The sequence below is a fragment of the Pseudomonas sp. A25(2017) genome, assembly GCF_002001065.1.
GTDB lineage: Bacteria > Pseudomonadota > Gammaproteobacteria > Pseudomonadales > Pseudomonadaceae > Aquipseudomonas > Aquipseudomonas kilonensis.
This window is the reverse complement of sequence record NZ_MUOA01000091.1, coordinates 13,769-28,316: the sequence shown is the minus strand read 5'-3', so window position 1 is coordinate 28,316 and position 14,548 is coordinate 13,769. Positions and strand designations below refer to the sequence as shown.

Annotated in this window: 10 protein-coding genes and 2 pseudogenes; 5 read left to right on the top strand and 7 right to left on the bottom strand. The window is 62.2% G+C overall.

Annotation, left to right across the window (positions count from 1 at the left end; genetic code table 11):
• Positions 1-775: 775 nt before the first annotated feature.
• Positions 776-1,636 carry a DUF2242 domain-containing protein gene (locus B0E42_RS24185; protein ID WP_053178676.1) on the top strand — a complete coding sequence of 287 codons (861 nt, stop codon included), beginning with the start codon at positions 776-778 and terminating at the stop codon, positions 1,634-1,636.
• 304 nt (positions 1,637-1,940) lie between these two features.
• Here B0E42_RS24185 and B0E42_RS24180 read toward each other — a convergent pair whose 3' ends face one another.
• The 3 genes from B0E42_RS24180 to B0E42_RS24170 all read right to left on the bottom strand — a co-directional run bounded on the left by B0E42_RS24180 (position 1,941) and on the right by B0E42_RS24170 (position 5,501).
• Positions 1,941-2,978, bottom strand: a complete 1,038-nt coding sequence (locus B0E42_RS24180) for an AraC family transcriptional regulator (protein ID WP_018602325.1) — start codon at positions 2,976-2,978, stop codon at positions 1,941-1,943.
• A gap of 2 nt (positions 2,979-2,980) precedes the next feature.
• Positions 2,981-4,111, bottom strand: a complete 1,131-nt coding sequence (locus B0E42_RS24175; RefSeq protein ID WP_053178679.1) for a carbon-nitrogen hydrolase family protein — start codon at positions 4,109-4,111, stop codon at positions 2,981-2,983.
• Positions 4,112-4,283: 172 nt separating this feature from the next.
• Positions 4,284-5,501 (bottom strand): DUF3422 domain-containing protein, encoded by a 1,218-nt coding sequence (locus tag B0E42_RS24170; RefSeq protein ID WP_077507936.1) that lies wholly within the window; start codon positions 5,499-5,501, stop codon positions 4,284-4,286.
• 240 nt (positions 5,502-5,741) lie between these two features.
• Here B0E42_RS24170 and B0E42_RS24165 point away from each other — a divergent pair, with 240 nt between their 5' ends.
• A complete protein-coding gene (locus tag B0E42_RS24165) occupies positions 5,742-7,781 on the top strand; it encodes an FAD-dependent oxidoreductase (RefSeq protein ID WP_077507933.1) in 2,040 nt (679 codons plus the stop codon).
• A 190-nt stretch (positions 7,782-7,971) separates the two neighbouring features.
• The gene (locus tag B0E42_RS24160; RefSeq protein ID WP_077507930.1) at positions 7,972-8,880 is read left to right on the top strand and encodes a 1-aminocyclopropane-1-carboxylate deaminase/D-cysteine desulfhydrase; all 909 of its coding nucleotides are present in this window, start codon (positions 7,972-7,974) and stop codon (positions 8,878-8,880) included.
• Between the two features lie 6 nt (positions 8,881-8,886).
• Here the strand turns inward: B0E42_RS24160 and B0E42_RS24155 are convergent, their stop codons facing one another.
• The gene (locus tag B0E42_RS24155) at positions 8,887-9,435 is read right to left on the bottom strand and encodes a cytochrome b (protein WP_014339294.1); all 549 of its coding nucleotides are present in this window, start codon (positions 9,433-9,435) and stop codon (positions 8,887-8,889) included.
• A 126-nt stretch (positions 9,436-9,561) separates the two neighbouring features.
• Positions 9,562-10,968, bottom strand: a complete 1,407-nt coding sequence (locus B0E42_RS24150) for a type VI secretion system Vgr family protein (RefSeq protein WP_077507927.1) — start codon at positions 10,966-10,968, stop codon at positions 9,562-9,564.
• Between the two features lie 219 nt (positions 10,969-11,187).
• On the opposite strand from B0E42_RS24150, the gene B0E42_RS24145 reads away from it, so the two are divergent.
• Positions 11,188-11,892, top strand: a complete 705-nt coding sequence (locus B0E42_RS24145; RefSeq protein ID WP_018602312.1) for a YebC/PmpR family DNA-binding transcriptional regulator — start codon at positions 11,188-11,190, stop codon at positions 11,890-11,892.
• Positions 11,893-12,081: 189 nt separating this feature from the next.
• Here B0E42_RS24145 and B0E42_RS24140 read toward each other — a convergent pair whose 3' ends face one another.
• Together B0E42_RS24140 and B0E42_RS24135 are read right to left on the bottom strand one after the other, a co-directional pair.
• Positions 12,082-13,407 carry a leucine-rich repeat-containing protein kinase family protein gene (locus B0E42_RS24140; RefSeq protein ID WP_077507924.1) on the bottom strand — a complete coding sequence of 442 codons (1,326 nt, stop codon included), beginning with the start codon at positions 13,405-13,407 and terminating at the stop codon, positions 12,082-12,084.
• A gap of 249 nt (positions 13,408-13,656) precedes the next feature.
• Positions 13,657-14,250 (bottom strand): annotated as a pseudogene (locus B0E42_RS24135) (extracellular solute-binding protein); the annotation flags it as partial.
• Between B0E42_RS24135 and B0E42_RS24130 the strand changes: the two are divergent.
• Positions 14,242-14,538 (top strand): annotated as a pseudogene (locus B0E42_RS24130) (IclR family transcriptional regulator C-terminal domain-containing protein); the annotation flags it as partial. The pseudogenes B0E42_RS24135 and B0E42_RS24130 sit on opposite strands and share 9 nt — an antisense overlap.
• Between the last annotated feature and the right edge of the window lie 10 nt (positions 14,539-14,548).

The following is a 14,548-nucleotide window of genomic DNA, read 5'->3' as shown; positions in this document are numbered from 1 at the left end:
ATCGGCGCTTGGGTGAAAGGAGGAGGGGTGAAATCTCCCACGGTCTGTACTGCGGCTAACAGTCAGAATCGAGCTTTGTCCCTCCTCCTCCCTTCAAGTCCTACCATACAAGCGAGCTTGCTCGCGAATGCGGTGGTTCAGTTGTAATGATGTTGGATGTGCCGACTTCATCGCGAGCAAGCTCGCTCCCACAGGGGACGCGCGGTCCCGTCAAAATCAGGCCGGCTGTTAGGCCGCCTCGCTTTGGCTTTTGATCTGGGGCGCCCCGTTAAACCACGCTGGCCGAACGCAGGCATTGCGCAGTGGGCAACCCGGCATGGATGCCGGGTTAGCCGCGCTGGGCCATGGATGGCCCTTCGCGGCGGCCCACGGAGCAATGCCGGAGTGAGGGCACACCGAGCCTAGGCGAGGTGCCGAGTGGTGGGGCAAGAGCGTTTTGCTTACTTTTGCGCTTCTCAAAAGTGAGCCGCTGTAAGAGCGGAACCGCCAGTGGCCATCACCGCAACAACGGATATACACACCTAACTACGTCTCCAGAAACGGAATAAAAAAATCTTCATTAACCGCTCAAGTGAACAGCATTAACCCGAACCGTCAGGTTTTTGTATCTGCTTGTTGCATGGAAAGCGGGTATTCGTCGATCTACCGGATCAGCGTCTTTTTCCTGCAAACAACCCCCAGTAAACTTGTAACCCCCTTGAAACAAGATTAGCCACGCGGCCAGGCCGCGTTCTGTTGCACAATACGCCCCGGACCGTTTTTCTCAGGATGTTCAATGTTCAAATCAATTCACATGCGCACCGTCGGGCTTGCATTGGTGCTGGCCGCCGCAGCCGGTTGCTCGTCGAAGAAAACCGCCATCTACGAACACGAGAATTTCGATGACTCCGGCACGTTTTCGCGCACTTATCCAGTGAGCGACGCGGCGACCTGCGAGGCCGGGCGTCGGGCGTTGCTCAGCCAGGGCTACATCATCACCAGCAGCGATCCGAAGCTGGTCAGCGGTCACAAGAGTTTCCAGCAGACCGGCGACACCCACATGGAAATCAGCTTCAACCTGGTCTGTGCCGAAGACGGCGGTACTGGCCACCGTGCGACGATGTTCGCCAACGCCTTGCAGGACCGTTATGCCCTTAAGAAGACCAACAACTCCGCCAGCCTGGGCGTGGGCGTGTTGGGTTCGGTATCGATGCCGATCGGCTCCTCGGATGATTCGATGGTCAAGGTCGCCAGCGAAACCGTGTCGGCAGCCAAGTTCTATGAGCGTTTCTTTGCCTTGGTCGAGCTGTTCCTGCCTCCCGAAGCGAAGAAAGCTGCCGAGAAGACTGAGGAGACCGATAAGCCGAAAACTGAGCTGGGTATCCCGGAAACCAAGGCTGAACCGGCTGCCCTGATGCCGGCTCCTGCGCCTGCGCCAGCACCTGTGCCCGCAGCGGCCACGCCGGTAGAGGAGGCCGCACCGGCCCCCGTCGAAACCGCTCCCACGGTGTCGGAGCCCGTCGCACCGCCGAGCGAGCCAGCGCCAATTGCGCCCGAGTCGTTCGAGTCTGCGCCGACGACGGAAACCGTTACACCTCCACCGTCCAGCTCGTTACCGCCCCCGAGCGAGCCGATTCAGCCGCTGCCGGCATCCTGAGGTCCAGTGGCAGGGAGTTACGCCCTGTCACACTTCACGCGGTAATTTCCCGACCCTGTGCTACGTTTAATTCATGAAGCCTTTGCTTCATGTTTTGTTCATAAAGCAGCTTTATGCTGATGCCAGCGCCATCAGGCATTGGTTTCAATGACAGGGGAAGGACACGCAATGGATGATTATCAGGAAGAGCTGCTGGAATACCAGGCATATGAACTGGACCCGTTGGAACCCGCCGAAGATGCGACGGAGTTGTGAAAACCGCTACGAGCTACAAGTGGTAAGCGCCAAGCCAGGTTCTTGAAGCTCAAACCCCTCGGTGACTACGACGAAACTCCCCGGGCGTCTGGTCGTTCCAGCGCTTGAAGGCACGTTGAAAGGCCTCGGCTGAGGCAAACCCCAGCAGGTAGGCGATTTCGCCGAACGCCAGTTCGGTATCGCGTATATAGGTCATGGCCAGGTCGCGGCGGGTGTCGTTGAGGATGGCGCGAAACTGCGTGCCTTCCTCGGCCAGCTTGCGACGCAGGGTCCAGGTTGGCAGCTTCAGGCGGGCCGCCACTTCTTCCAGGTCGGGTTCCCGGCCGCCGTTGAGCAACGGCCCCAGCAGCTGGATGATGCGCTCACGCAGGCTGCGAGTGCGGGTCAGTTGTTCCAGTTCCCGTTCACACAACTGAAGCAGATGGTGCCAGGTGCTGGGGCAATGCTGTGGGTTGCGCTGGGCGAGGCTGTCCAGGCCCAGGCGCAGTTGATTCTGTTCGGCGCCAAACTGGATCGGGCAGTCGCCGAGCGTGCGGTAGGCCTCCAGGTATGCCGGCGCCTCAAATTCGATTTCGATGCGTTCGGGTCGCAGCGCGATGCCACTGACGCTGGACAGTTGGGCAAGCCAGCCGGCAATGATCGAATCCACGACGAAGCGGTTGTAGGCGTTATACGGGCTGATGGAATAGAACCGTAGCCAAGCACCCCGGGCATCCTCGTGGAAGCTCGACTGGCCGCGATAGTTGGAGCCATACAGCGGTTCGAAGCGGATCATGCAGCGGGCGGCCTCGCGCACGGTCGGTGCCTGGGCGGCGGTAACGCCCGCCAGCCCGGCCTGGCTCAAGCGCCCGAGCTGACCCATGCGCAGGCCCAGGGCCGGGTCCTGAGTCTGTTGAATCGCAGCGTGGCCCAAGCGCATGTAGCGTGGAATCGACAGACGTGCCCCGGGCTCGGCCAGGCGCGCGGCATCAAGACCATACTGTTCGAGCAAAGGTCGAGGGTCTTGCCCATGACTGGCGACGGCGTCAGCCAGGCTATGGACGAAGCCCACTGACAAGTCCCCCAGGCGCATGGGCTGCGGTTTCATGTTCACAACCACAGGTTCAGCAGGCGGGCGCCACGGGCGTTGCCATCGGGGAAGTGTTGGCCGTTGTGGCTGATGAAGCTCTGGCCGGCGCTGCCGCTGTCCCAGAACTGGCCCCGTAGGAACACGCTGACGCCGCCCCGGGCCTGGCTGATGGGCAATTGGCCGGTCAGTGTCAGGCGATGCCAGGCTTGGCCCTCGCTCACTTCACCCGGTTTGAGGCTTACCTCGCTCGGCGTGGACAGGCCTTTGTAACCGCTCCAGGGTTTGTCCCACGTATCGCGACCGATGATGAAGGCGGGCACCGCAATGAGTTGCGCGCCCTGGTCGTTGAGTTGCCGGTAGTGGAGCGGGTACCAGCTGTCGCTGCCAATCAGCACGCCCAGGCGTCCGGCGGGGGTGTCGATGACGTGGGGGGCGCCCGGGTGGTCGGCGCCAAGCACATCCTGCTGTTCAAAGACGGGATGTCGTTGGCGTTGTGGCTGGCCGATTGGCCGGCCGTCGCTGCCGAACACCAGGCTGCTGTTATACAGCGCGCCGCGGCCGACTTTCAGTTCACCGTCGCTGACGCTGGGCTCGGGAAGTACGATGGAACCGGCCACCAGGGTGATGCCGAACTCCTTGGCCAGGCCACCGAACAGCGCTTGATAGTCATGGGCCATGCGCTCGGCTTTCATGCGCAGGTAGGCATCGCCCAGTCGGTTATCGCCTTGAGCGCTGACCAGCGCCTGGATAAACGCCAGCGGATTGCTGACCGCCAGCCAGTTCATGGCTTCCTTCAACGTGGTGGCCTGGTACAACTCGTCTTTTTCACCGCCGACCATCAACCAGGTGCCGATGTGCTCGGGCAGGACCACCACGGTCTTGGCATTGAGCAAGCCCTGGTCGCGAGCCGCCTGCAGATAGGCCGCCAGTTTGCGATGCAGGCGCTCGGGGCTCTGGTAGTCGGTGGGGAACAGTTCGGGCTGGATGCCCAGCAGATTGCCGCGGTCGGCGGGCGTGCCCTGGTTCACCGCCAGGTGGATGCGCAGGTCCGACAGGTAATGACCCACCGGACGATCCGTCGTCCACAGTGCGTAGGTGATCAGGGCGGCAATCAAGGCCAAGGAAAACAGCAGGTACAGAAATTTGCGCATGGGGAACAGTCAGCGGCCGTGTGCAGGTTCGTGATTTTTCATCAAGAGTTACGGGGCAGGGTACGGTAAAACAAGGGATTAGCGAAGGGCGGACGCTGATTTGTCCTCACGGCAGGCACACGCAAAGGCGTCCATGGAACCCTTGGACCGCGTGCTGCGCGGGCAAGGCGCGCTAGTGACTTTTGGCCTTCCTGATCCGGATCAGAATCAGCAGCATGATCAACAGCACCGGCGGCGTCATGCCCAGTAGTGCTTCGCGGGCCGAGAGGTTCGCGCCCAAGGTGTGCAGCCCGCTGTAGACCAGTTTGAACAGATTGATCAGGTAGTAGGTGATGGCAATGATCGACAGGCCTTCCACCGCGCGCTGGATTTTTATCTGTGCATCGGCGCGGGCATTGAGGCTGCGCAGGATCTCGGCGTTCTGGTCTTCCATCTCGACTTGCACGCGTGCTTGCAGCAAGTCACCCAAATTGGCGACGCTCATGGCCAGTTGTTCGAGGCGCTGTTCGGTGGCTGCGCAATAACGCACCGTGGGTTTGAAGCGCCGTTCGATGAACACGCCCAGCCGTTGGCAATCGCCCAGGTGACTTTCGCGCAACTCCCCCAGGCGCTCGAACACCAGTTGGGCGTAGGCGCGGGTTGCGCTGAAACGGTGGCGATTCCTGACCGTGCTGCTGACCACCTGGCGAGAGAGCAGGGCGATGTCCTCCAGCAAGGCCTTGGCATGCACGCCGCTGGCATTGGCGTTGCGCTCGGACAGGCTCACCAGGGTGCGATCGAATTCGTTCAGTTGCGGGTCCAGTGCCTTGGCGGTATTGAGCGACAAGGACGCCATCATGCGATAGGTCTCGATTTCCAGCAGGCGCCGGATCATGCGGCCCTGGCGATAAGCGTTGAGCTGTCGGTTGATGAACAGCAGGCGGTTGGTGCCGTCCTCGGTCAGGCGAAAATCGCTCCAGACCACCGCATCGCCACCGCCCACGCAAGAGCCGCACGGGTCCTTGAAACCGTAGCTGGGCAGGTCGAGACCGGCTTCGGCGCGCACCACCACCTGAACGGCATTGATCAGGTGCTGGGAATGACCTTCGATACCCTGGGCAAGGCAGTCGGGCAGCGTTGTCCAGTGCAGTTCATTGGTGCTGGCGGGAACGACCAGGGTCAGGGTGAAGAACTCGGCGTGGCGCTCCCACTTGAGCGGGTGTCCTTCCAGGCGGGTGATGCCTTGTGCGGCTTCTGCTGCGTGGGTTTCAGGGCACAGGCGCTCGAGCAGCGCGTTGCACTGGGCGTTGTCGCCCAGAAACGCCAGGTGGAAGACGTGGGCCGGTTCGTCGAAATACAACGACGGGCGGGCGTGCAACTCGTTGTGCAGCATTTTTCGTTGGGGATGCATGCAAGGGCGACCGTGTGATTAGCGTTATTGTTGGTTTGAGCACCTGGGCCAGCGTTGATAGGACTGGTCCATCCCGTCGAGAGTCACGCACGGTTGATCGGCACGCTGCGCATTTGGATCATTAAGTTGTCAGTTACGGTCATTGAGCGCCCGCACCCCGACTCTTACGCTGTGGGTCATGACAGACGCAAGCCGCAGAGCTCGCGCTTTTTCCCGTGATCGCCCGTTGTGGAGTTACCGATGACCGCCTCTCATTACCCGCACCTGCTGGCCCCGCTGGACCTGGGTTTCACCACCTTGCGTAACCGTACCCTGATGGGCTCGATGCACACCGGCCTGGAAGAGAAACCCGGCGGCTTCGAACGCATGGCGGCGTACTTTGCCGAGCGTGCCCAGGGTGGCGTCGGCCTGATGGTCACCGGTGGGATCGGGCCGAACGACGAGGGCGGTGTCTACTCCGGCGCAGCCAAGCTGACCACCGAAGAAGAAGCGCTCAAGCACCAGATCGTTACCCGGGCCGTACACGAGGCCGGTGGCAAGATCTGCATGCAGATTCTCCATGCCGGGCGCTACGCCTACAGCCCCAAGCAGGTGGCACCGAGCGCGATCCAGGCGCCGATCAATCCGTTCAAGCCCAAGGAACTGGACGAGGAGGGCATCGAGAAACAGATCAGCGATTTCGTCACCTGTTCGGTACTGGCCCAGAAGGCCGAATACGACGGCGTCGAGATCATGGGCTCGGAAGGTTATTTCATTAACCAGTTCCTGGCGGCCCACACCAACCACCGTACCGACCGTTGGGGCGGCAGCTATGAGAACCGCATGCGCCTGCCGGTGGAAATCGTGCGTCGGGTGCGCGAGGCGGTAGGCCCGAATTTCATCATCATCTTTCGCCTGTCGATGCTCGATCTGGTGGAAGGCGGCAGCACCTGGGACGAAATCGTCCAGTTGGCCAAGGCCATCGAGCAGGCCGGCGCGACGATTATCAACACCGGTATCGGTTGGCACGAAGCGCGAATTCCCACCATCGCCACCAAGGTTCCGCGCGCCGCGTTCAGCAAGGTCACGGCCAAGCTGCGTGGCTCGGTGAGCATCCCGCTGATCACCACCAACCGCATCAACACCCCGGAAGTGGCCGAGCAGATCCTCGCTGAAGGCGATGCCGACATGGTCTCCATGGCCCGGCCGTTCCTGGCCGATCCGGAGTTCGTCAACAAGGCCGCTGCCGGTCGCGGCGATGAAATCAACACCTGCATCGGTTGCAACCAGGCGTGCCTGGACCACACCTTTGGCGGCAAGCTCACCAGTTGCCTGGTGAACCCGCGGGCCTGCCACGAAACCGAGCTGAACTATCTGCCGGTGACCCAGGTGAAGAAAATCGCCGTGGTCGGTGCCGGCCCGGCCGGCTTGTCCGCTGCCACGGTGGCGGCCGAGCGTGGGCACCAGGTGACGCTGTTCGATTCGGCCAGCGAAATCGGTGGCCAGTTCAACGTCGCCAAGCGCGTGCCAGGCAAGGAGGAGTTCTTCGAAACCCTGCGCTACTTCAAGCGCAAATTGCAGACCAGCCATGTCGAGCTGTGCCTCGACACTCGGGTGGATGTGGCGCAATTGGTGGCTGGCGGTTATGACGAGATCATCCTCGCCACCGGCATCGCGCCGCGCGTGCCGGCGATTCCCGGGGTGGAGCATGCCAAGGTGTTGAGCTACCTGGACGTGATCCTCGAGCGCAAGCCGGTGGGCCGCAGTGTCGCGGTGATTGGTGCCGGCGGTATCGGCTTCGACGTGTCGGAGTTCCTGGTTCATCAGGGCGTTGCCACCAGCCAGGACCGCGAGGCGTTCTGGAAGGAGTGGGGCATCGACACCCACCTTGAGGCTCGCGGCGGCGTGGCCGGGATCAAGGCCGAACCCCATGCACCGGCGCGCCAGGTGTTCCTGCTGCAACGCAAGGCGTCCAAGGTCGGTGACGGCCTGGGCAAGACCACCGGCTGGATTCACCGCACGGGCCTGAAGAACAAGCAGGTGCAGATGCTCAACAGCGTCGAGTACCTGAAGATCGACGACGATGGCTTGCACATTCGCATCGGCGAAACCGGCGAGCCACACGTGCTGGCCGTGGACAACATCGTGATCTGCGCCGGCCAGGATCCGCTGCGTGAATTGCAGGAAGGCCTGGAGGCGGCGGGGCAGACCGTTCACCTCATCGGCGGTGCCGACGTGGCGGCGGAGCTGGACGCCAAGCGGGCGATCAACCAGGGTTCGCGGTTGGCGGCGCAGTTGTAACGTACAGCCCTGTAGACACCCGGATCCCCTGTGGGAGCGAGCCTGCTCGCGATGGCGGTTAGTCAGTTTCAGAAATGCTGGCTGACCCACCGCTATCGCGAGCAGGCTCGCTCCCACAAGTTTTTTCGATGTCAGGGAGTCCGCGACCAGCTGTTAAGATGCTGGCCTATTTCCCCACGGGCCTGCTGCCATGCTGCTTCCCGCCCTCGACTGGCATCCCCAACCCCGACTCGACCCCCTTCACCTGGACTGGCTCGCCCGAGCCGGTGTTGAAGTGGCGGTGTTGCGCCTGGACCGGATCGATCCGCTGATCAGCGGCAACAAGTGGTTCAAGCTGGTCCATCATTTGCGCGCCGCCCATGAGGCCGGCGCCGAGGGGGTCATGAGCCTGGGCGGGGCTTATTCCAACCATTTGCATGCGTTGGCCGCGGCGGGCAAGCGCTTCGGGTTTCCCACGGTGGGGTTGTTGCGTGGTCATCCCCAGGACACGCCGACAGTGCGCGACCTGAAGGCGTTTGGCATGGACCTGCACTGGTTGGGTTTTGGCGGATACCGAGAGCGGCACGCGCCGGGTTTCTGGGCGCCGTGGCAGATTCGCTATCCCTATTTGCATCCGGTGCCCGAGGGCGGTTCGGGGTTGCCTGGCGCACTAGGCTGCATGGCCTGGGCAGCCAATGTCCGTGAACAACTGGCAACGTTGGGATGGGCGGATTATCACGGCTGGTGGCTGGCCTGCGGCACCGGCACATCGCTGGCCGGGCTGGTGCTGGCCGAAGCAGGACAGCGTCCGGTCTATGGCGTGCTGGCGGTGCCCCAGGACCATGGCGTGGCGCAGCAAGTCGAAAGCATCTTGGGGGAGGCGGGCCTTTGCCGTGCGCTTTATGAACTGTTCGACGGCAGCCGTGGCGGTTTCGCCCGGGTCGATGCCGAACTCACCGAGTTCATCGAAACCACGGCGGCCATCGAACTGGAGCCGTTGTACACCGGCAAAGCCTTGATGTTGCTTAAAGCGCGGGTCGAGGCCGGAGGCTTTGCCCCCGGCACCCGTTTGATTTTCGTCCACACCGGCGGTTTGCAAGGCCGCCGAGGGTTCGAGTAACAGCGATCAGCCGCGTTTGGGCATCATCCGCAACAGCGTGTTGTCCCGTACCACATAGTGGTGGTACAGCCCCGCCAAGGCATGCAAGCCAATCAACCAATAGCCGATGGTGCCGCCCAGCACATGCCAGCCTTCCAGTTGCTTGGCAAACTCCTTGTCCTGATCGATGAGCAAGGGCAGATCGAAACCGTAGAACATCACTTGATGACCTTCGGCACTGGTGATCAGCCAGCCCAGCAACGGCATGGCGATCATGAACAGGTACAGCGCCCAGTGCATCAGGCGAGCCAGGACGGTTTGCCACACAGGCGAGGCCGGGAAAATCGCCGGTGTCTTACCCATGCTGCGGGCGAACAGGCGCAGCCAGACCAGCAGGAACACTGTCAGGCCGAGCATGAAGTGCGCTTCCTTGATCAGGGTCCGGCCGCCACTGCCCTTGGGGAAAATCCCTCGGAACTCGATGCAGGCATAAACCACGGCCAGCAGCACCAGCATCAGCCAATGCAAGGTCACCGTGACGGTACTGTAGCGGCTTTCTGAGCTTTTCCAGGGCATTGCGGGTATCTCCAACGATCAGGGTAGAGCGCCGTCTAAAGCGGCGTTGTTTATTTACTGTAAGCCCGTTTCGTTGAATTGGCATGAGCCAGATCAGTTTTGCCCGCATGAAGCCACAGGGATGTGTCAGGGTGTGAAGTCCGGCGGATTCAGCAGCCAGTCCAACAGCAACCCGGCATCAGGATTGCGCCGGGGCGGTTTCGGGGGCGCGGCGGTTTGTCCTGCGCCAGTATCGACAGCCCCCGGGCACAGCACCGGTCGATCAGGGTCGCCATCGAGAAAACTCACCAGCACTTCGCTGCCGGCCATCAGGCTGGGGCTGCCATCCAGCGTCAGCCGCGACACGGGCAGCGTGATGCCGTCCTGGTCCGGCGCCCATAGGCTGACACTCACCTGGCCACGCTCATCGGGGCTGGCCGGCTGGCCGGTGCGGCCGAGTACATAGGCCAGGTGGTACCCGGGGATGCAGGGCTTGGGGTGCTTGAGGGCCGGCCTGAACGTGGTGGACCAGGGAATGGCGGTGAACCGGTTGCGGTAGTCACGGGCCGACGGTGTGGTGGGCAGGTCCGGTTCCAGGATCGAAAACTGTCGTCCGCGATGCTGGACCTCGGTGATCAGCCATTGATCGTTGAAGGTGGAAACCGGGTGTTCGCAGATCTGCACGATGTCGCCGCCGTGCACGGTCGGTTGGGTGCTGTGGCCATGGATTTCCCGTTGCCGGCAGCGCAATCGTTCAAGGTGGCGGCGACCGGCCTGGTAACGGTGAGCCAAGGCCGGGTTGCTGCGCATGGCTTCGTGATCGATCCGCTCAAGGGGTTGATTCGCCGCCGAGGCCTCGGCTTCGGGCTGGGCCCGGTCACTGAACCCGACAGGCAGGCCAGGCATCATCGGGTGGTGACGCAAATACAAGCGCTTGATGGTCGGTAGCTGGCTGTCGTTCGGGTGCAGAGGCAGCTCGACGGGGCGCGCGGGAAAGCTCTTCGGGTCTTCGGCAAACACCAGGACATGGCCCTGGGGCGCGTGTTCGAAGTGGTAATGGATGCCTTCCTCCTCGCACAGCCGTTGCAGGAGGGTCAGGTCGCTTTCGTCGTACTGGATGCAGAATGGGCGACACGGATACTGCCCATGGGGCAGTTCGAAACGGTAACCGTCGACGGGTAGCGCGTGTTCTTCCAGCAGGCGTTGCAGCACCTGTACCACGCTGAGCCGATGGAAAACCCGGCGCCGCGGGCCTTGCTCCAGTTGCTGGAGGTAGGGAACCAACGTCAAGCGATAGCCGATGCGCCGCGGCGCCAGGGCATTGAGGCTAACGCTGTGGACAATCCCATGGACGCCCGATTCACCGTCCAGGCGCAGGAAGGCCGGTTCCCTCAAGAACAGCTTGGGATCTATCGGTGGGGCCAGGCCGATCAGTTCGAGGTCAAAGCGGTATGGCTGGTTGAGGGCTTCGCGGCCGTTGAAGCGCAAGACTTGCAGTTGCAAGTCGCTTTGCGTGAGCGTCAGGCTGAAGGGACTTTCCGTGTCGTTGCGCATCGCAGCTCCTACTGGCGGGGAGAGAGGCGCAGAGGGTACGAAACCGCGGGGGAAAACGGTGCTTGTGAGGCGCTATTTCAGAAACGCCCTACAACACGCTGTGAAAATGTCGATCCGGCAGGGTGAATTTTTTGGTCGATCAGCCGGTTTAGGCCGTATAAACTTGCGCCACAGCGCCGGCCGGCAGATGTCTCGGCGCGTCAGACAAGAGAGTGAGTAATGGGCGCACAGTGGAAGGTTAAACACAAAGAAGCGGCTGCCAACGCCAAGGGCAAGATCTTCGGCAAACTGGTGAAGGAAATCACCATTGCCGCGCGCAACGGTGCGGATACCGCTACCAACGCGCACTTGCGACTGGTTGTCGAACAGGCGAAGAAGGCCTCGATGCCCCGCGAGACCCTGGAACGTGCGATCAAGAAAGGTTCTGGCCAGCTCGGTGAAACCGTGCAATACCACCGCGTCACCTACGAAGGGTTCGCGCCGCACCAGGTGCCGCTGATCGTTGAATGCGTGACCGATAACATCAACCGCACCGTTGCCGAAATTCGCGTCGCGTTCCGCAAGGGCCAACTCGGCGCCTCGGGTTCGGTGGCGTGGGACTTCAACCATGTCGGCATGATCGAAGCCGCGCCGGACAGCCCGGACGCCGATCCGGAAATGGCCGCCATCGAGGCCGGCGCCCAGGATTTCGAGCCGGGCGAAGACGACGCGACGTTGTTCCTCACCGACCCTGCCGACCTCGACGCTGTCCAGAAGGCCTTGCCGGAGCAGGGTTTCACCGTATTGTCGGCCAAGCTGGGCTACCAGCCGAAAAACCCGGTCAGTGGCCTCACCGACGAGCAGATGGCTGAAGTCGAAGCCTTCCTCGAAGGCCTCGACAACCACGATGACGTGCAGGACATGTTTGTCGGGTTGGCGGGTTAAGCAGTACACCCCTGTGACGAGGGAATTTATCCCTGGGTGCGGTTCATTCTGTGGGAGCAAGGCTTGCCCGCGATGAAGACGACGCGGTCTCTGAGAAAACGGGGTGTCCGCATCGCGGGCAAGCCTTGCTCCCACAGATAAATCCCCTCGCCACAATAGGCGGTGTGCTTGTTAGCTTGGGGTGCTGGTTTAGTCGATGTGTTTGAACTCGCTCAGCAACCTTTCAATCTCATCGAACCCTGGCCGTGCCAGCACCTCCGGCTGACAGCAGCGCGCTTGCAAATCCAGCAGCCACGCAAGATCCTGCGCACCGAGCCCCGGTTCGATCCGCGCCAGCAATTCCCCCAGCAGAATCCCGAAGGCCCGCACTTCGATGCGTTGCAGTGCGCGGGTTTGCAGGTTGTCTGTGGTGGCGTGGAACGACGCCGCGCCAAAATCCCCCAGCAGGCAATCGCCCTGGTCATCGCACAGAATATTGTGCCCGTAGAGATCCCCGTGGGTGATGCCCTGGCGGTGCAGGTGAGCCGCCACCGAGGCGATGCCATGGGCGATGCGCAGGGCCGCCGGAGCACTCAGGCGCAGTTCATCGGCATAGACGTCGCGGCTGCATGACGCCAGGCTCGGCAGCCCGGCGAGGTTACGGTAGCTGGGCTCGACCAGCGCCATCACCAGCCCGGCCTGTTGCTCGGGGTGCCCGGTAACCTGACCCAGCACCTCAATCAGGTTCGAGTGGCGACCGGCCGTGATGCAGGCATGCATCTCATGCAGGGGCGAGCCGTCGCTGGTCATCTGGCCTTTGTACAGCTTCACTGCGACCTTTCGTGCCGCCTGGCCGGGCGCCTGCCAGAGCGCCTGATGAATCACCCCCGACGCGCCTTCGCCCAGTGGTTGTTGCAGTTCCAGATGCGACCAGTCGATAGACGTCGTGGTATTCAGCGCCGCCGCTTCTGCCTGGGCTTCCAGCGGGTTGCCGGCGTAGGCCAGCCAACTGAGGCTCGGCAACGTGAGCAGCCATTGCGGCAGTTCGCTCAGTTGGTTGGCGGCGATGCGCAACAGTTCGAGGCGATGACACTGGCTCAGGCCCGCCGGTAATTGCCGCAAGCGGTTGCCGGCCAGCATCAGTTTTTGCAGATCGGGGCGTTGGCCCAGTTCATCTGGCAATTGGCTGACGCAGTTGTCGGTCAGGATCAACCAGCGCAGCCGTGGCGGCAGCGCGGCGCCCGTGACGTGCGCGATGCGATTGGCCTTGAAACCGACCATGGTCAAGGCGCTGCAACGGCCCAGGCATTCGGGCAGTTCTGTGAAGCGGTTGTCCGAACAGAACAGCACACGCAGGCGCGTCAGCCGATGCAGGTCGTCGGGCAGCGTGTCCAACTGATTGCCACTGAGGTTGAGAATCTCGAGGGAGTCGGCCAGGTCGAAGATTTCCCGGGGAAACTCCGTCAAGCCGCAGGCCAGGTCCAGCCGGGTAATGCCGCAGAGCTGGCCGGCGCGTAGTTGGGCGAGGGTGTGCATGGTGGGGGTCGCTGTTGATCAAGGGGAGGGTCTGGCGTCCGTAGCCAGACAGTTAACCAATAATCAGCTCAGTACAACACCCTGTGGCGAGGGGATTTATCTGTGGGAGCAAGGCTTGCCCGCGATGCAGGCGCCTCGTTTTCTCAGAGACCGCGTCATTTTCATCGCGGGCAAGCCTTGCTCCCACAGCATTTGTTCACAGCAGTTTTTCCCACAACAGTGTCGCTCCCCTTGCCACAGTCGATCGCGCTAGCGCTCGATACTGCGGTTCCAGCGGGCGTTCCAGGCCGGGCGTTGTTCGTTGACCTGGTCCCAATCCACGGCAATCGCCGTTTCCAGGTATTGCTTCATCGCCTCCACCTGACCGCGAGTCTTGTCGGTGGTCGGGGTGTTGGGGTTGGACGGGATCTGGTCGCCTTCTTCCAGGGCGATGGCCTGGGCTTGCGGGGTCAGCAGGAAAGCCGCGAGCTTTTGCGCCAGTTCCGGTTGGGTGTTTTGCGCGATGGCGCATTCGGCGACGTTGAGGACCACGGCGCCTTCCTTCGGCTGGGCATATTCGACCGGCATGCCCTTGAGTTTCAGCGCGGTCACCTGGGTCGGCGTCAGCGGGAACAGCGCGGCTTCGTCGGTCTGCAGCATTTCGGATAGCTTCGCCGAGCTCGGGATGTACTCCAGCACGTTGCGCCCCACCGTGTTCGGCCAGGCCTTGAAGCCCGGTTCAACGTCGGTTTCGCTGCCGCCCTGGATACGGTTGAACATCAAAAAGCCGTGCAGGCCGAACGTGGACGAGGCCATCGACTGGAACACCACTTTATCCTTGAGGCGCGGATCGGCCATTTGTACGACGAAGTCTTCCTGCGTTCGGAAGTGGAGAACGTCCGTACGCTGGGCTACGCCGGGCGCAATACAGGCGTATTGCAAGGCATGGCCGGGGTGGCCGTGCCGATTCTCGATCGTGACGGCCGGGCCGTGGCCGCGTTGAGCGTGGCAACCGTGAGCGACCGCCTGGGGCCCGATCGCCTGCCGACGGTGGTGGACATGCTCAAGCGCGAGGCGGCCCTGATCGGACCGCGGATCAACCCGTTCGATCCGTTGCTGCGCAGGCCTTCGCAGGTGTTTGGGCAGGGCTGAACACACTCTC